We start from the raw sequence: 15,961 nt of genomic DNA, 5'->3' as shown, positions 1-15,961 counted from the left end.
TGTTGCACTATATATTGAAAGCGTTTTAGCTTTTACATGAAGGGGGACTTCTTTTGAAGGATGTAAGATTGCCAACACTATTTGAAATTATTATTGTACTAGGAGTATTTTTAGCACTTGTTCTATCGTTTACAGTCTTTCTCGACTTGCCGATACAGCTGGCGCTTTTTGTTTCATGGTTTATTGCAATGCTTTTAGGTATAAGACTCGGTTATTCTTATAAAGATTTACAAAATGCGATTGTACATGGAATATCAAATGGCCTTGAAGCCGTACTGATTCTCGTTTCAGTTGGAGCGCTCATCGGAACATGGATTGCCGGAGGCGTTGTGCCGACTTTGATTTATTACGGACTGGAATTTATTCACCCAAGTATCTTTTTACTGGCAACGTTAATTATTTGTTCCATTATGTCTGTGGCAACAGGAACGTCATGGGGAACAGTCGGAACTGCCGGCATTGCCATGATCGCAATTGGAGAGGGTTTAGGGATTCCGCTTCCTCTTGTAGCGGGAGCTATTCTTTCAGGTGCTTATTTCGGGGACAAGCTGTCTCCGCTGTCTGACAGTACAGTTCTAGCTTCTTCACTATCAAAAGTCGATGTATTGGCTCACGTGAGAGCAATGCTTTATTTATCAATACCTGCTTATGTCATTACAGCTATACTCTTTACAGTTGTTGGATTTAGGTACGGCGGGAAAAATATTGATCTTGATAAAGTTGAATTCTTAAAATCATCTTTGCAAAACACGTTTGACATTCATATTTGGATGCTGATCCCGGCAGTTGTCGTCATAGTCTTATTGGCGATGAAAAAGCCATCTATGCCGGTTATCGTAATTGGCGCTTTACTCGGTGCAATCTGGGCTGTTGTTTTCCAAGGAATGGATATTGCCCATGCGATTGCAACTGCGTACAACGGCTTCTCTATTAAAACTGATGTTGAATTTTTGAACGGCTTGTTAAACCGCGGTGGAATTGTCGGTATGCTTGATTCTCTCGTCGTCATCATCTTTGGCCTTGGTTTTGGCGGTCTGCTTGAGAAACTCGGCGTGTTAAAAGTCATTGTTTCAACGTTTGAAAAGAAATTAACATCTGCCGGCAATGTCACTTTATCTACGCTGATTGTAGCGTTTTTAGCGAACATCTTCGGCTGTGCAATGTATGTATCCCTTATTTTGACTCCGAAAATTATGGAAGACAGCTATGATCGCTTACATCTGGACAGAAGAGTATTATCACGTAACTCAGAGGTCGGGGGAACATTGACTTCGGGGATGGTACCTTGGTCTGATAATGGGATTTACATGGCTGGTATTTTAGGTGTTTCTACCTTCTCTTATCTGCCGTTTATGTGGCTCAGTTTTGTAGCAATAGGTCTTGCAATTATCTATGGTTATACAGGAAAATTTATATGGTATACGAAAAACAATACAGTTAAAGCCGAAAAACTAGGCTAATAGGGGAGGATCACTGAATGATAGCGAAACACATGATTCGGACACTGATGATCGAAACGCCTTCGGTTCCCGGAAATCTTGGAAGGGTGGCTACGGCAATCGGCCTTCTGGGCGGAGATATTGGTGAAGTGGAGACGGTAAAAGTCGGACCCAATTACACAATGCGGAATATTACCGTTCAAGTGGAGAATGAAGAACAGCTTCAGGAAGTGATCGCGGCTGTACAGGCCCTCGGAGAAGGGATCAGGCTTCACACCGTATCTGACGAAGTCCTGTCCGCACATGAAGGCGGAAAAATCCAAATGAAAAGCAAAATGCCGATCCGTTCACTGGCAGAGCTGGGACGTGTCTATACACCAGGTGTTGCGGACGTGTGCCGACTGATCGAAAAAGAACCTGAAAAAGCTTCTATTTATACAACGATCAGCAATTCTGTTGCAATTGTAACGGATGGAACCGCAATTTTAGGCCTGGGGAATATCGGCTCTGTGGCTGGCATGCCTGTCATGGAAGGAAAGGCTGCTTTGTTTGATCAGCTGGCGGGTATTAGCGGCATTCCGATACTTCTTGATACGAGTGATCCTGAAGAAATCATCAAAACAGTAAAACATATTTCTCCGGGCTTTAGCGGCATCCTTCTTGAGGATATCGGTTCGCCGCATTGTTTTGAAATCGAGGATCGCCTAAAAGAGGAGCTGAACATCCCTGTTATGCACGATGACCAGCATGGTACAGCTGTAGTGACGCTGGCAGCTGCCATTTCGGCATGCAGGAGTGCGGGGGTTGACCTGAAGGAAGCGAAAGTGGGGCAAATCGGCCTTGGCGCAGCAGGCGTGGCCATCTGCCGGATGTTCATGGCTTATGGTGTGAATGCTGTGTACGGAACAGACAAATCAGAGTCAGCAATGAACCGTCTCGAACAATACGGCGGACAGGCAGTTTCCAGTATTGAGGAGCTTATGGAAACATGTGATATTGTCATTGCTACAACGGGCGTTCCGGGTTTAATAAAACCTGCATTTGTACGTTCTGGTCAAGTGATTTTGGCTTTATCGAATCCGAAGCCGGAAATTGAGCCGGAGGCCGCACTGCAGGCTGGCGCCGCATATGCAGCTGACGGGCGTTCTGTTAATAATGTACTCGGTTTTCCGGGGATTTTTAGAGGAGCGCTTAACGCAAAAAGCACGGAGATTAATCATGATATGCTTGTCGCAGCAGCAGAGGCCATCGCAGCCTGCACTAAACAAGGTGATGTTGTCCCTCAGCCGCTTGATTCAAAAGTCCATCATGCGGTAGCAGCAGCTGTCGAGCATGCAGCTCTTACAGCAGTGAAATAAATGTAGCTAAACAGCACCTGTCGTAGCAGGTGCTGTTTTTTTTCTTATCAGTGTTCAATTTTGTTATCATTACAAAAAAGGGAGTGATCACATGGCAAAAAGCCAAGCGAAAAAGAAGCGGGAGCATCGATTGAGAAACGGCGGACGTGACGTCTTATTATCAAGAGGCAGCACACCATCTTTCAGCACACATGAAAGAATGACAAAAAGCAAAAAAGAGATTTTGAATAAACGGAAGCATAAGAATCCTTATGATCATACAGCAGTTGATGATAAGGATTTTTTTGTGCCCCAAAAAGTCGCCTAGCATTCGTCTCTATCGTTTCTTTTTGAAAAAGGGCATGTTTTTCCGTTTCTTTCATACAATCTATTAAATCAAATCACTAGAACGGGCGGGAGGAAACGGTATGCGAAAAATCTCTTATAAGGACATGTTTCTCAGGCATGTCAAAGATCATCTCTCTCTTTATATATTTGTGTCAGTGCTGTTTTTCATGGGTGTCATCTTTGGCGCGATTATTGTCAACAGTATGACCATCAGCCAGAAAGAAGATTTATACTACTACTTAAGTCAATTTTTTGGACAGCTTTCGGATGGAAAACAGGCAAGTTCAGCTGATATGTTTGGGCAAAGTATCTTTCATAATGCAAAGTATTTAGGCCTGATGTGGGTACTGGGAATTTCTGTCATTGGGATGCCGATTATTTTCATCATGATCTTTCTGAAAGGGATCGTCGTCGGCTTTACTGTCGGGTTTTTAGTCAATCAGATGGGAGTAAGCGGGTTTTTCCTATCATTTGTCTCCGTTTTACCGCAAAATGTGCTGCTGATTCCGGCTTATCTCATTATGGGCACATGTGCAATTGCGTTTTCTTTAAAGTTAATCAGACAGCTGTTCGTGAAACGAAGCCTCCATGACGCGCCGATTCAATGGTTCGGGCGGTATGCCTTTGTGCTGCTGGTCATTCTGTTTTTAGCGCTGATCTCATCTCTCTTTGAAGCATACTTATCTCCTGTTTTAATGGAAAAGCTTACATCTAGACTTTTTTAAAATTATTATTAAAAGAAAACCGTTTTATTTATCAGTTTATAATAATTATAGTTGGAACTCTGCGCGTATTTTGTTATAATGAGTCATGGAATGCGGCGTAGGAGGGAAAGACATGGAAAACCGTATTGATCGAATTAAGAAACAACTGCACTCATCCAGCTATAAACTTACGCCACAGCGTGAAGCGACAGTAAGAGTGCTGCTTGAAAACGAAGAAGACCATTTAAGCGCAGAAGATGTATACCTCCTCGTAAAAGAGAAATCTCCTGAGATCGGTCTCGCTACAGTATACCGTACGCTTGAATTATTAACTGAATTAAAAGTCGTAGATAAAATTAACTTTGGAGACGGCGTGTCCCGTTACGACCTTCGGAAAGAGGGCGCAGCTCACTTTCATCACCACTTGGTGTGCATGGAGTGCGGAGCCGTTGATGAAATTGAAGAAGATTTGCTTGAAGACGTGGAAGAAATCATTGAACGTGATTGGAAATTTAAGATTAAAGATCATAGATTGACGTTTCACGGCATTTGCCACCGCTGTAATGGAAAAGAAACTGAATAGATGGTGCCGAGCGCGAACCTTTTCTCATGGGGAAAGGGTTTTTTGCTGTTTCTATGTATAAAACCTTTCTGATTTGGCATATGGTTTATATAACTGGAACCATAGGAAAGGATCGATTAGGACATGGGAAGATTCCTGAAAACAGCTGTCGATGCATTGAAAGTTTTCATCCTGTTTACCGGTTTTACCGCTTTGTTCTATTATGCTATGATATGGGTGAATCAAGAGTATGAAAACTATCATCGGTATGATAAACCGGAAGGCTCCGCTGTAAAAGTTGTTGAAATGGATCAGGATGAAAAAGGCGGATGGCTCGACCGGTTGATCTTTTTTTACCAAAACGGGGAGTAGATCAAGAGTGAAAGATCAAATAAAGGATTTCATCCACTACGTCATGGTAGAGAGAGGGCTCTCTCAAAATACGATCGTATCCTATGAACGTGACTTGAAAAGCTATTCTCTCTACTTAACAGAAACCCTTCATGTGACGGATTGGAACCACGTTACCCGCATACATATTATCCAATACTTAAAGTATTTGAAGGACTCGGGGAAATCCGGTAAGACATCGGCGCGGCATTTGGCATCCATTCGCTCTTTTCATCAATTTCTGCTCAGGGAAAAAGTAACGGATAAGGACCCTTCCGTTCATATCGAAACACAAAAGACGGAACGGGCGCTTCCGAAGGTGCTCGCACTCAATGAAGTCGAGCGGTTATTGGACACGCCTAAGCTGACGAGCCCATTCGGCTATCGGGATAAAGCAATGCTGGAGCTGCTTTATGCGACAGGCATACGAGTCAGTGAAATGATTGAGTTGAAAACGGCAGATGTTCATTTATCTATGGGGTTTATCCGATGCTTCGGCAAAGGAAGAAAAGAACGAATTGTGCCAATTGGTGAAGCCGCTGCTTCCGCCATTGAGGAATATATGACAAAAGCCAGGGAAAAACTGTTAAAGAACAATGTGTCTGACGCCCTCTTTTTAAATCATCACGGCAAACAGATCAGCCGCCAGGGATTTTGGAAGAACCTGAAGAAAATCGCGTTGGAAGCCGGGATCAAAAAAGAGCTGACTCCGCATACGCTCAGGCATTCCTTTGCGACGCATCTGCTTGAGAACGGGGCAGATTTAAGAGCGGTGCAGGAAATGCTCGGTCATGCGGATATATCCACGACGCAAATTTATACGCATGTGACGAAAACAAGGCTGAAGGATGTGTACAAGCAGTTTCATCCGCGAGCATAGCCGCAGGTGGCTGCGGCTTTTTTGTTTAGAGCGACAGAAAATATTGAAGTTTCTCATTATTTCCAAATACATTGTCAACGGGAATGAAAACGGTTTATACTTGAGTTGTCAGACCTCTTAGCGATACAATAGACGTATAGAAAAAAAGGAGGCTTTCAAGATGCCTGCATACAAATATAATCGTGTGTTTTTAATTGTGATGGACTCAGTCGGAATCGGCGAAGCGCCTGATGCCGCTGACTTTAATGACGAAGGCGCTCATACGCTCGGTCATATTGCCGAGCATATGAACGGATTACATATGCCGAATATGGCAAAGCTCGGCCTTGGTCTTATCGAAGATATCAAAGGTGTAGAAAAAACAGAACATCCGCTTGCCTATTATGGAAAAATGCAAGAAGCGTCAAACGGAAAAGATACGATGACCGGCCATTGGGAGATTATGGGTTTATACATTGATAAACCATTTAAAGTGTTCCCGGAAGGCTTTCCTGATGAATTGCTTCAAGAGCTGGAAAAGAGATCTGGCCGCAAAATTATTGGAAACAAGCCGGCTTCCGGCACAGCGATTTTGGATGAGCTTGGTCAGGAGCACATGGAGACAGGGGCTTTAATTGTTTACACGTCTGCTGACTCTGTTCTGCAAATTGCCGCTCACGAAGAGGTTGTGCCGCTTGAGGAGCTGTATCGCATTTGCGAAACGGCGAGAGAGCTGACGCTTGATCCGAAATATATGGTTGGCCGCATTATTGCACGGCCGTTCGTCGGAGAGCCGGGTCAATTCAAACGGACGCCAAACCGCCATGATTATGCCCTTAAACCGTTTGATCGCACTGTCATGAATGAATTGAAAGACAGCGGCTTAGATGTGATTTCAATCGGTAAAATCTCTGATATTTACGACGGAGAAGGCATTACTTCTTCACGCAGAACGGTTTCCAATATGGACGGAATGGACAAGGTGATCGATACGCTGGGAGAAGACTTTACGGGTCTGAGCTTTGCGAACCTTGTTGATTTTGACGCGTTATTCGGACACCGCCGTGACCCTGAAGGCTACGGACGCGCGCTTGAAGAATTTGATGCGCGGCTTCCGGAAGTGTTTGAAAAAATGAGAGAAGACGATCTGTTAATGATTACAGCCGACCACGGCAATGATCCGATTCATCATGGGACTGACCATACACGCGAGTATGTGCCGATTCTCGCTTACAGCAAAAAACATAAGAAAGCGCAAATGCTGCCGCTTGCAGATACATTTGCCGATATTGGCGCAACGATCGCTGATAATTTCCAAACGAATAAACCGAAATACGGGAAAAGCTTTTTATCTTTATTACAATAGGGGGACTGTTTCTTGAAGGACAGAATTGAACGCGCAGCCGCTTTTATTAAACAAAACCTGCCGGAATCTCCGAAGATCGGCCTTATTTTAGGCTCAGGTCTTGGCATTTTGGCGGACGAAATCGAAAATCCGGTCAAGCTGAAATATGAAGACATACCTGAATTCCCGGTATCTACTGTTGAAGGGCATGCCGGACAACTTGTGCTTGGCACTCTTGAAGGAGTTTCCGTCATTGCAATGCAGGGCCGCTTTCATTTTTATGAAGGCTACTCAATGGAGAAAGTCACATTCCCTGTACGCGTGATGAAAGCGCTCGGTGTGGAAGCGTTGATCGTGACAAATGCCGCAGGCGGTGTCAACACTGAATTCCGTGCGGGAGACTTAATGATTATTACCGATCATATCAACTTTATGGGAACAAACCCGTTAATCGGGCCAAACGAAGCAGATTTCGGCGCCAGATTTCCAGATATGTCTTCAGCCTATGACAAAGATCTGTCCAGCCTGGCTGAAAAGATTGCGAAAGACCTTAATATCCCAATTCAAAAAGGCGTGTACACTGCTGTGACAGGACCTTCTTACGAAACACCGGCAGAAGTCCGGTTCTTAAGAACGATGGGCTCTGATGCAGTCGGCATGTCTACTGTTCCGGAAGTCATTGTAGCGAATCATGCGGGAATGCGGGTTCTTGGCATTTCCTGCATCTCTAACGCGGCAGCCGGAATTCTGGATCAGCCTTTAAGTCACGATGAAGTTATGGAAGTGACCGAAAAAGTAAAAGCTGGATTCTTAAAGCTTGTTAAAGCGATCGTCGCTCAGTACGAATAAAAATGAATCAATGCAGGACCAAAAGACAGCTGTGTCTGATTCACACAGCTGTCTTTTTTTACGCCCAAAATTCGAAAGATTTTCCATCAGTGGCGTATAAAACCATCCCGCTTGGAAAAAATAAAAAGGATTATGAAATGGAGGGCTTTTGAGATGAAACGTCTTTTATCCACTTTGTTGATTGGTATAATGCTGCTTACATTTGCACCGTCTGCATTTGCAAAACAAGACGGAAAACGTACATCGGAGCTTGCTCATGAAGCGAAGTCTGCGGTGCTGATAGAACGTGACACAGGAAAAGTGCTTTACAACAAGAACAGCAATGAGAGACTGGCGCCTGCAAGCATGACGAAAATTATGACGATGCTTTTGATTATGGAAGCTTTAGATAAAGGCAAAATCAAAATGAGTGATAAAGTCCGTACAAGCGAGCATGCGGCGTCAATGGGCGGCTCACAGATATTCCTTGAGCCCGGCGAAGAAATGACTGTCAAAGAAATGCTGAAAGGCATCGCAATCGCTTCGGGAAATGACGCTTCCGTCGCCATGGCTGAATTTATTTCCGGCTCTGAAGAAGAATTTGTGAAGAAAATGAATAAAAAAGCAAAAGAGCTGGGATTGAAAAATACATCCTTTAAAAACCCAACAGGACTGACCGAGGAAGGACACTACAGCTCTGCTTATGACATGGCAATCATGGCTAAGGAATTATTGAAATACGAATCAATTACGAAGTTTACCGGCACGTATGAAGATTATCTGCGTGAAAATACAGATAAAAAGTTTTGGCTTGTAAATACAAATCGCCTTATCAAATTTTATCCTGGTGTAGACGGCGTAAAAACAGGCTATACAGGCGAAGCGAAATATTGTCTGACTGCTTCGGCTAAAAAAGGAAACATGCGGGCCATAGCGGTTGTATTCGGAGCGAGCACGCCTAAAGAAAGAAACGCGCAAGTGACAAAAATGCTTGACTTCGCCTTTAGCCAATATGAAACGCATCCTTTATATAAACGAAATCAAACAGTAGCAAAAGTAAAGGTCAAAAAAGGGAAACAAAAATTGATCGAACTCACTACATCTGAGCCGATTTCAATATTGACGAAAAAAGGCGAGGATATGAACGATGTGAAAAAAGAAATCAAGATGAAGGACAATATTAGTGCTCCGATTCAAAAAGGCCAAGAGCTTGGCACTCTTGTTCTGAAAAAGGATGGGGAAGTACTCGCTGAAAGTCCTGTTGCTGCAAAAGAAGATATGAAGAAAGCCGGGTTTATCACATTCTTAAAGCGGACGATGGGAGACTGGACAAAATTTAAGTAATTATGCCGAATGACCACTAGTTTTGTCACGGTGAAGGAATTCATTCCGTCGAAATCGAAACACTCATTATCCGATCATATCAAGGAGGAATGAGCATGAGCCTTGGAATTGACATGAATGTCAAAGAATCTGTGCTTTGTATTCGATTAACAGGCGAACTCGATCACCATACGGCTGAAACCCTGAAGCAAAAAGTGACTCAATCATTGGAGAAGGATGATATTCGCCATATCGTGCTGAACTTGGAGGACCTTTCCTTTATGGACAGCTCGGGGCTTGGCGTTATTTTAGGAAGATACAAGCAAATTAAGCAAATTGGCGGAGAAATGGTTGTTTGCGCTATCTCTCCTGCGGTGAAGCGATTGTTTGATATGTCGGGTCTGTTTAAAATTATCCGATTTGAACAATCTGAACAGCAGGCACTCCTGACACTGGGGGTGGCATCATGAAAAATGAAATGCACCTTGAGTTTTCTGCCCTCAGTCAGAATGAATCGTTCGCCCGTGTGACAGTTGCTTCATTTATAGCTCAGCTGGACCCGACAATGGATGAACTGACTGAAATCAAAACAGTCGTGTCAGAGGCTGTCACGAATGCGATTATCCATGGATATGAAGAGAACTGTGAAGGGAAAGTTTACATTTCAGTGACGCTGGAAGATCATGTCGTATATATGACTATTCGTGATGAAGGCTTAGGCATTACAGATCTTGAAGAAGCCCGTCAGCCTCTATTTACGACTAAGCCTGAGCTTGAGCGCTCTGGAATGGGCTTTACCATTATGGAAAATTTCATGGATGATGTCAGTATCGATTCATCGCCTGAAATGGGAACAACGATTCGCTTAACAAAGCACTTATCAAAAAGCAAAGCGCTTTGTAATTAAGGAGATTTGTTATGGATGTGGAGGTTAAGAAAAACGGCAAAAACGCTCAGCTGAAGGATCATGAAGTAAAGGAATTAATCAAACAAAGCCAAAATGGCGACCAGCAGGCAAGAGACCTCCTCATAGAAAAAAACATGCGTCTTGTTTGGTCTGTCGTACAGCGGTTTTTAAACAGAGGATATGAGCCTGACGATCTCTTCCAGATCGGCTGCATCGGGCTGTTAAAATCTGTTGACAAATTTGATTTAACCTATGATGTGCGTTTTTCAACGTATGCAGTGCCGATGATTATCGGAGAAATCCAACGATTTATCCGTGATGACGGAACCGTAAAGGTATCAAGGTCATTAAAAGAGCTTGGAAACAAAATCCGGCGCGCGAAGGATGAGCTTTCGAAAACACTGGGCAGAGTGCCGACGGTGCAGGAGATCGCTGACCATTTGGAGATTGAAGCTGAGGATGTTGTACTGGCCCAGGAGGCGGTAAGGGCTCCATCTTCGATTCACGAAACCGTTTATGAAAATGACGGAGATCCGATTACCCTGCTTGATCAAATCGCTGACAACTCAGAAGAAAAATGGTTTGACAAAATTGCGCTGAAAGAAGCGATCAGCGATTTGGAGGAAAGGGAAAAACTAATCGTCTATCTCAGATATTATAAAGACCAGACACAGTCCGAGGTGGCTGAGCGGCTCGGGATCTCTCAGGTGCAGGTTTCCAGGCTTGAAAAGAAAATATTAAAACAGATCAAGGTTCAAATGGATCATACGGATGGCTAGTCTGCAGTGCAGGCTAGCTTTTTTGTGTGCAAAAGCGTGGTAATTTATGGTCTTTTCGAGCGGATGAATGAGAACAAAATCGAACCACATACTACATATATAACCACCGAAAGATGGTGATCAATGATGGAACGACGAATATTTATCCGGCTTCGCCACCGGGTGCTGGCACATCCAGGGGATATTATTACCGTTGGAGATGCCGCGCAAATAGAAGGGCAGCTTCAGCTGAAAAAGAAACTTTCGGCTATGCCGCTTTATCAGGTGAGCGAAAAAGATAAAAATATCGTAATTCTGGATATCATACAAGTCCTCAGAGCCATTCATTTACAAGATCCGACACTTGATGTTCAAACCGTAGGCGGAGCAGAAACCATTGTTGAAATTCAATATCGAAAGCGAAATTTATCAACGGTTCTATTTATCGGTGTCTGGCTGCTTCTGTTTATTGGATCGTGTCTTGCCATCATGAACTTTCATGAGGATGTAAGCATGAGAGATGTTCATATCGCACTATATGAAATCATAACCGGAGAGAGGAATGACTATCCATATTTGCTTCAAATCCCATACAGCATCGGTTTGGGACTGGGGATGATCGTGTTTTTTAACCACATATTTAAAAAGCGCCTAAATGAAGAGCCCAGCCCGCTGGAGGTTGAGATGTTTAACTATCAGCTTGATCTCGATCAATATGTGGCCATGCATGAGAATCAAGAAACCATAAAGGATCTGCATGATCGTTAGTGTATTGTTCATTATTTTTGTCGGGCTCGGCGGAGGCATAACGGTGGGGGCGGGTTTCGTTGCTTTTTTAACCGTAATGGGAATCATTCCGCGGCTGATGCAGCTCACCAAAACAATGAGATTTGTTCAGGCTTATGAAGCGGCTGTTATTCTTGGCGCGGTTTGCGGGGGATGGGAGACGCTTCATATGAATCATCTTTATCTAACAAAATGGATAGCTGTGCCGGTCGGGCTTCTGGCAGGTTTGTTCGTCGGGATGCTAGCGGCTGCTCTTACAGAGGTTTTAAATGTCCTGCCGATTTTGGCAAAACGAATCGGGCTCAGAAGTAAAATCATTATTCTGTTAATGGCCATCGTGATTGGGAAAATCGCGGGATCCTTATTTCATTGGCTGTACTTTATTGACCATTCATAAGGAGGTTTCAAGATGACAAACATAAAAGAAAATTACAAATCAAAAGTGAAAACATATCAGCCTAAGCCGCCTTACGTCTGGAACTGTGTAAAAGCCTTTTTAGTGGGCGGACTGATTTGTGCAATCGGGCAAGGTCTGCAAAATTTTTATATCCATTTTTTTGATTTCAATGAAAAAACTGCGGGGAATCCAACAGCTGCAACGCTGATATTAATTTCCGCCCTGCTTACAGGGTTCGGCATCTATGACAGAATCGGACAATTCGCAGGCGCAGGTTCAGCCGTACCTGTCACAGGTTTTGCCAACAGTATGGCAAGCGCGGCTCTTGAATATAAAAGTGAAGGATTAGTGCTTGGAGTAGCGACAAATATGTTTAAACTGGCAGGAAATGTTATTGTTTTCGGAGTTGTAGCTGCATACATCGTTGGAATGATTCGGTTTGCTTTTGAGAAACTGATGTCATAGGAGGAGAAGAAAATGAAATTAACAGGAAAGCAAACCTGGGTATTTGAACATCCCATATTTGTCAACTCAGCGGGAACAGCAGCAGGACCAAAGGAAAAAGACGGACCGCTCGGCTCTTTATTTGATAAAACCTATGACGAAATGCATTGTAATCAAAAAAGCTGGGAAATGGCGGAACGGCAGCTGATGGAAGACGCTGTTAATGTTGCACTTCAAAAAAACAATCTGACAAAAGATGATATTGACCTATTGCTGGCAGGCGACTTGCTGAACCAAAACGTGACGGCTAACTATGTCGCAAGACACTTGAAAATCCCATTTCTTTGTATGTTTGGCGCCTGTTCAACATCAATGGAAACAGTGGCTGTCGCATCAGCCTTAGTTGATGGCGGGTTTGCCAAAAGGGCACTCGCTGCCACTAGCAGTCACAATGCAACTGCGGAAAGACAGTTTCGCTATCCGACAGAATACGGAGGCCAAAAACCGGACACTGCTACCTCCACTGTAACCGGAAGCGGTGCAGTTGTCATCAGTCAGACACCGGGTGATATCCAAATCACAAGTGCGACTGTCGGGAAGGTTTCTGATTTAGGAATTACAGATCCTTTTGATATGGGATCGGCTATGGCTCCGGCTGCAGCTGATACGATTAAGCAGCACTTTAAAGATCTCAACCGGACAGCGGATGACTATGATCTAATCCTGACAGGTGACCTGTCAGGCGTCGGTTCTCCAATCGTAAAAGACATTTTAAAAGAAGATGGATATCCAGTCGGCACAAAGCATGATGATTGCGGGCTTCTGATTTACACTCCGGATCAGCAGGTCTTTGCCGGGGGGAGCGGCTGTGCTTGTTCAGCGGTTGTCACCTACTCTCATATTTTTAAGCAGCTGAGAGAAGGAAAACTAAACCGTGTATTTGTCGTGGCGACCGGGGCGCTATTAAGCCCGACGATGATCCAGCAAAAAGAAACCATCCCGACTATCGCCCACGGGGTTGTATTTGAGCGTGCAGGAGGTGCATCTTAATATGGACTACCTTTTGGCTTTTGTCTGCGGCGGGGCCATCTGTATCGTCGGCCAGCTGCTCTTGGATATTTTTAAATTGACGCCAGCTCATGTCATGACATCATTTGTTGTAATCGGTGCAATATTAGATGGTTTCGGCATTTACGATAAATTTATTGAATTTGCCGGAGGAGGCGCCACCGTTCCGATCGTCAGCTTCGGTCACAGTCTTCTGCACGGCGCCATGCATCAGGCGCATATACACGGATTTATAGGAATCGGCATGGGGATTTTTGAGCTGACCTCGGCCGGTATCTCAGCCGCTATTCTTTTCGCCTTTATCGTAGCTGTTATTTTCAAACCGAAAGGATAATGCCGACATGACGACAAAACGCAAGGTCATACTGGTAACAGACGGGGATGTTTATGCCGCTAAAACAATTGAATACGCCGCAAGCAAAGTGGGAGGTCGATGTATTTCACAATCAAAAGGGAATCCTTCCACCCGCAGCGGCGCCGAGCTTGTCAAGCTGATCGCCTCAGCACCGTATGATCCTGTATTTGTCATGTTTGACGACTCCGGCCTTCAAGGAGAGGGTCCGGGAGAAGCCGCTCTGACCTATGTCGCAACCCATCCGTCTATTGAAGTGCTCGGTGTGATTGCGGTCGCGTCAAAAACACATCAGGCTGAATGGACCAGGGTTGATGTAAGCATTGACCGCAATGGAGAAATAACTGAATACGGCGTCGATAAAGTCGGGGAAAGGGAATTTGATGACCACAGAATGAGTGGAGATACAGTCTACTGCCTTGATAAACTTGATCTCCCGCTTATTGTCGGTATCGGGGATATCGGCAAAATGGGCAGAAAAGACGATATCTCAAAAGGGTCGCCAATCACCATGAAAGCGGTCGAGTTTATTTTAGAAAGGAGCGGGTATCATGCCGGACCACAAGGAAGAGAAAATTCGGGTTTATCGGAATCCAGCTAAAAATGAAGAGTATTTCAAAAACCGTGTTGGGATGGGGACGAGCTATGATGTAGGTGTTCGCAAGCTCACGATTTTAGATAAAGAGATCCAGCTTTACTATCTAAATGGATTATGCGATACAGCCTATATTATTCATTTAATGAGAGAGCTTGTTGCCATTAACAATCGGAAAGAAGACCCTGATGAGCTGGTCGACATCGTCGAAAACAGGCTGCTTAACGCCCAGGTCGAAAAAGTAAAAACCTTGGATGAAACCACCGACCAAGTGCTGTCCGGGCTCGTCGCTGTCATTGTTGAAGGTGCAGGCTTCGCATTTATAATTGATGTCAGAAGCTATCCGGGCAGAAACCCGGAAGAACCTGATACGGAAAAGGTGGTCAGGGGAGCCAGAGACGGATTTGTTGAAAATATCGTCGTCAATACGGCCCTTCTCAGAAGGCGGATCAGAGACGAGCGCCTTCGAGTCAAGATGACTAAAGTTGGTGAGCGGTCAAAGACGGATTTAAGCATTTGTTATATAGAAGATATAGCTGATCCGGATCTGGTTGAGATCGTAGAAAAAGAAATTGCATCCATTGATGTCGATGGATTAACAATGGCAGACAAAACTGTCGAGGAATTCATTGTTAATCAAAGCTATAATCCTTTTCCGCTCGTGCGCTATACAGAAAGACCGGATGTGGCCGCAAATCATGTTCTAGAAGGCCATGTTATCATTATAGTGGACACATCGCCGAGTGTGATCATTACCCCGACGACTTTATTTCACCATGTGCAGCATGCTGAAGAATATAGGCAGGCGCCTTCAGTCGGGACCTTTTTAAGATGGGTAAGATTTTTCGGTATTCTTGCTTCTACTTTATTTCTTCCGATCTGGTTTCTCTTTGTGCTTCAGCCTGATCTGCTCCCGGACAACATGAAATTTATCGGTTTAAATAAAGATACGCATATCCCGATCATCCTGCAGATATTTTTAGCTGACTTAGGAATCGAGTTTCTCAGAATGGCTGCCATTCACACACCGACGGCTTTATCGACAGCAATGGGTTTAATTGCCGCTGTTCTGATCGGGCAGATTGCGATTGAGGTCGGCCTTTTTTCTCCTGAGGTGATTCTGTACGTCTCACTTGCGGCGATTGGAACCTTTACGACGCCTAGTTATGAATTAAGCTTGGCAAACAAAATGAGCCGTCTTGTCCTCATGATACTCGTTGCTTTATTTCATATAAAAGGGCTCGTCATCGGATTTACAGTGCTAATTATTGCCATGGCAAGCATCAAATCCCTTCAGACACCGTACTTATGGCCGCTGATTCCCTTTAACGGAAAGGCGCTGTGGCAGGTTCTTGTCCGCACAGCGAAACCTGGCGCAAAAGTAAGACCCAGCATCGTTCACCCCAAAAATCGCTTAAGGCAGCCTACCAATTCATAATCGCATTGAAACTGACTGAAGAGTATGATAATGTATGTCTTAATTATGAAGGGACAGTCCATAAAACTGTCCTTTCATCCA

General features: G+C 44.2%; 20 protein-coding genes. All 20 read left to right on the top strand.

Annotated elements, in window-relative coordinates:
- The first annotated feature begins 53 nt into the window (after positions 1-53).
- The 20 genes from mleN (at position 54) to spoVAF (ending at position 15,880) form a co-directional block, all read left to right on the top strand.
- On the top strand, positions 54-1,460 hold the full coding sequence (gene mleN, locus NSQ83_RS11915; RefSeq protein ID WP_024572753.1) for a malate-H+/Na+-lactate antiporter MleN: 1,407 nt from the start codon (positions 54-56) through the stop codon (positions 1,458-1,460).
- Between the two features lie 17 nt (positions 1,461-1,477).
- The gene (locus NSQ83_RS11910) at positions 1,478-2,797 is read left to right on the top strand and encodes an NAD-dependent malic enzyme (protein ID WP_004398731.1); all 1,320 of its coding nucleotides are present in this window, start codon (positions 1,478-1,480) and stop codon (positions 2,795-2,797) included.
- A 91-nt stretch (positions 2,798-2,888) separates the two neighbouring features.
- Complete coding sequence (locus tag NSQ83_RS11905; RefSeq protein WP_029317958.1) at positions 2,889-3,104, top strand: hypothetical protein; 216 nt, start codon at positions 2,889-2,891, stop codon at positions 3,102-3,104.
- Between the two features lie 100 nt (positions 3,105-3,204).
- On the top strand, positions 3,205-3,849 hold the full coding sequence (gene spoIIM / locus NSQ83_RS11900; protein ID WP_029317959.1) for a stage II sporulation protein M: 645 nt from the start codon (positions 3,205-3,207) through the stop codon (positions 3,847-3,849).
- A gap of 112 nt (positions 3,850-3,961) precedes the next feature.
- Positions 3,962-4,411, top strand: coding sequence for a ferric iron uptake transcriptional regulator (gene fur / locus NSQ83_RS11895; protein ID WP_003223972.1), 450 nt, complete (start codon positions 3,962-3,964; stop codon positions 4,409-4,411).
- 123 nt (positions 4,412-4,534) lie between these two features.
- The gene (locus NSQ83_RS11890) at positions 4,535-4,762 is read left to right on the top strand and encodes a YqzK family protein (protein ID WP_014477240.1); all 228 of its coding nucleotides are present in this window, start codon (positions 4,535-4,537) and stop codon (positions 4,760-4,762) included.
- A gap of 7 nt (positions 4,763-4,769) precedes the next feature.
- The gene (xerD, locus tag NSQ83_RS11885; protein WP_198878659.1) at positions 4,770-5,660 is read left to right on the top strand and encodes a site-specific tyrosine recombinase XerD; all 891 of its coding nucleotides are present in this window, start codon (positions 4,770-4,772) and stop codon (positions 5,658-5,660) included.
- Between the two features lie 160 nt (positions 5,661-5,820).
- The gene (deoB, locus tag NSQ83_RS11880; RefSeq protein WP_041336326.1) at positions 5,821-7,005 is read left to right on the top strand and encodes a phosphopentomutase; all 1,185 of its coding nucleotides are present in this window, start codon (positions 5,821-5,823) and stop codon (positions 7,003-7,005) included.
- Positions 7,006-7,017: 12 nt separating this feature from the next.
- Positions 7,018-7,833, top strand: a complete 816-nt coding sequence (locus NSQ83_RS11875; protein WP_003230447.1) for a purine nucleoside phosphorylase I, inosine and guanosine-specific — start codon at positions 7,018-7,020, stop codon at positions 7,831-7,833.
- Positions 7,834-7,986: 153 nt separating this feature from the next.
- Positions 7,987-9,156 carry a D-alanyl-D-alanine carboxypeptidase DacF gene (gene dacF / locus NSQ83_RS11870; protein WP_014480174.1) on the top strand — a complete coding sequence of 390 codons (1,170 nt, stop codon included), beginning with the start codon at positions 7,987-7,989 and terminating at the stop codon, positions 9,154-9,156.
- A gap of 95 nt (positions 9,157-9,251) precedes the next feature.
- Positions 9,252-9,605, top strand: a complete 354-nt coding sequence (gene spoIIAA, locus NSQ83_RS11865) for an anti-sigma F factor antagonist (RefSeq protein ID WP_004398633.1) — start codon at positions 9,252-9,254, stop codon at positions 9,603-9,605.
- A complete protein-coding gene (gene spoIIAB / locus NSQ83_RS11860) occupies positions 9,602-10,042 on the top strand; it encodes an anti-sigma F factor (RefSeq protein WP_003230452.1) in 441 nt (146 codons plus the stop codon). The genes spoIIAA and spoIIAB overlap by 4 nt, the downstream gene beginning before the upstream one ends.
- Positions 10,043-10,053: 11 nt before the next feature.
- Positions 10,054-10,821, top strand: a complete 768-nt coding sequence (sigF, locus tag NSQ83_RS11855) for an RNA polymerase sporulation sigma factor SigF (RefSeq protein WP_003230458.1) — start codon at positions 10,054-10,056, stop codon at positions 10,819-10,821.
- Between the two features lie 126 nt (positions 10,822-10,947).
- Positions 10,948-11,568, top strand: a complete 621-nt coding sequence (gene spoVAA, locus NSQ83_RS11850) for a stage V sporulation protein SpoVAA (protein ID WP_015714205.1) — start codon at positions 10,948-10,950, stop codon at positions 11,566-11,568.
- Positions 11,558-11,983: a stage V sporulation protein SpoVAB gene (gene spoVAB, locus NSQ83_RS11845; RefSeq protein ID WP_003230463.1), complete on the top strand. Its 426-nt coding sequence runs from the start codon at positions 11,558-11,560 to the stop codon at positions 11,981-11,983. The genes spoVAA and spoVAB overlap by 11 nt, the downstream gene beginning before the upstream one ends.
- A 12-nt stretch (positions 11,984-11,995) precedes the next feature.
- Positions 11,996-12,448 (top strand): stage V sporulation protein AC, encoded by a 453-nt coding sequence (gene spoVAC / locus NSQ83_RS11840; RefSeq protein ID WP_003223947.1) that lies wholly within the window; start codon positions 11,996-11,998, stop codon positions 12,446-12,448.
- A gap of 12 nt (positions 12,449-12,460) precedes the next feature.
- The gene (gene spoVAD / locus NSQ83_RS11835; RefSeq protein WP_003230465.1) at positions 12,461-13,477 is read left to right on the top strand and encodes a stage V sporulation protein AD; all 1,017 of its coding nucleotides are present in this window, start codon (positions 12,461-12,463) and stop codon (positions 13,475-13,477) included.
- 1 nt (position 13,478) lies between these two features.
- Positions 13,479-13,829, top strand: a complete 351-nt coding sequence (spoVAE, locus tag NSQ83_RS11830) for a stage V sporulation protein AE (RefSeq protein ID WP_003230467.1) — start codon at positions 13,479-13,481, stop codon at positions 13,827-13,829.
- A 7-nt stretch (positions 13,830-13,836) separates the two neighbouring features.
- A complete protein-coding gene (gene spoVAEA / locus NSQ83_RS11825) occupies positions 13,837-14,448 on the top strand; it encodes a stage V sporulation protein SpoVABEA (protein ID WP_003230469.1) in 612 nt (203 codons plus the stop codon).
- Complete coding sequence (gene spoVAF, locus NSQ83_RS11820) at positions 14,399-15,880, top strand: spore germination protein SpoVAF (RefSeq protein ID WP_003230471.1); 1,482 nt, start codon at positions 14,399-14,401, stop codon at positions 15,878-15,880. The genes spoVAEA and spoVAF overlap by 50 nt, the downstream gene beginning before the upstream one ends.
- Positions 15,881-15,961 lie beyond the last annotated feature (81 nt).

The sequence above is a fragment of the Bacillus sp. PS217 genome, from assembly GCF_037963535.1.
In the GTDB taxonomy this organism is placed as follows: domain Bacteria; phylum Bacillota; class Bacilli; order Bacillales; family Bacillaceae; genus Bacillus; species Bacillus subtilis.
The sequence above is the reverse complement of the archived record's forward strand: the minus strand, read 5'-3'. Positions and strand labels throughout refer to the sequence as shown.

What these genes read in the sequence shown, in the direction of transcription:
- NSQ83_RS11910 (WP_004398731.1), top strand. Translation starts at nt 1,478, where the DNA reads ATGATAGCGAAACACATGATTCGGACACTGATGATCGAAACGCCTTCG.
- NSQ83_RS11905 (WP_029317958.1), top strand. Translation starts at nt 2,889, where the DNA reads ATGGCAAAAAGCCAAGCGAAAAAGAAGCGGGAGCATCGATTGAGAAAC.
- spoIIM (WP_029317959.1), top strand. Translation starts at nt 3,205, where the DNA reads ATGCGAAAAATCTCTTATAAGGACATGTTTCTCAGGCATGTCAAAGAT.
- fur (WP_003223972.1), top strand. Translation starts at nt 3,962, where the DNA reads ATGGAAAACCGTATTGATCGAATTAAGAAACAACTGCACTCATCCAGC.
- NSQ83_RS11890 (WP_014477240.1), top strand. Translation starts at nt 4,535, where the DNA reads ATGGGAAGATTCCTGAAAACAGCTGTCGATGCATTGAAAGTTTTCATC.
- deoB (WP_041336326.1), top strand. Translation starts at nt 5,821, where the DNA reads ATGCCTGCATACAAATATAATCGTGTGTTTTTAATTGTGATGGACTCA.
- dacF (WP_014480174.1), top strand. Translation starts at nt 7,987, where the DNA reads ATGAAACGTCTTTTATCCACTTTGTTGATTGGTATAATGCTGCTTACA.
- spoIIAA (WP_004398633.1), top strand. Translation starts at nt 9,252, where the DNA reads ATGAGCCTTGGAATTGACATGAATGTCAAAGAATCTGTGCTTTGTATT.
- spoIIAB (WP_003230452.1), top strand. Translation starts at nt 9,602, where the DNA reads ATGAAAAATGAAATGCACCTTGAGTTTTCTGCCCTCAGTCAGAATGAA.
- sigF (WP_003230458.1), top strand. Translation starts at nt 10,054, where the DNA reads ATGGATGTGGAGGTTAAGAAAAACGGCAAAAACGCTCAGCTGAAGGAT.
- spoVAA (WP_015714205.1), top strand. Translation starts at nt 10,948, where the DNA reads ATGGAACGACGAATATTTATCCGGCTTCGCCACCGGGTGCTGGCACAT.
- spoVAB (WP_003230463.1), top strand. Translation starts at nt 11,558, where the DNA reads ATGATCGTTAGTGTATTGTTCATTATTTTTGTCGGGCTCGGCGGAGGC.
- spoVAC (WP_003223947.1), top strand. Translation starts at nt 11,996, where the DNA reads ATGACAAACATAAAAGAAAATTACAAATCAAAAGTGAAAACATATCAG.
- spoVAD (WP_003230465.1), top strand. Translation starts at nt 12,461, where the DNA reads ATGAAATTAACAGGAAAGCAAACCTGGGTATTTGAACATCCCATATTT.
- spoVAE (WP_003230467.1), top strand. Translation starts at nt 13,479, where the DNA reads ATGGACTACCTTTTGGCTTTTGTCTGCGGCGGGGCCATCTGTATCGTC.
- spoVAEA (WP_003230469.1), top strand. Translation starts at nt 13,837, where the DNA reads ATGACGACAAAACGCAAGGTCATACTGGTAACAGACGGGGATGTTTAT.
- spoVAF (WP_003230471.1), top strand. Translation starts at nt 14,399, where the DNA reads ATGCCGGACCACAAGGAAGAGAAAATTCGGGTTTATCGGAATCCAGCT.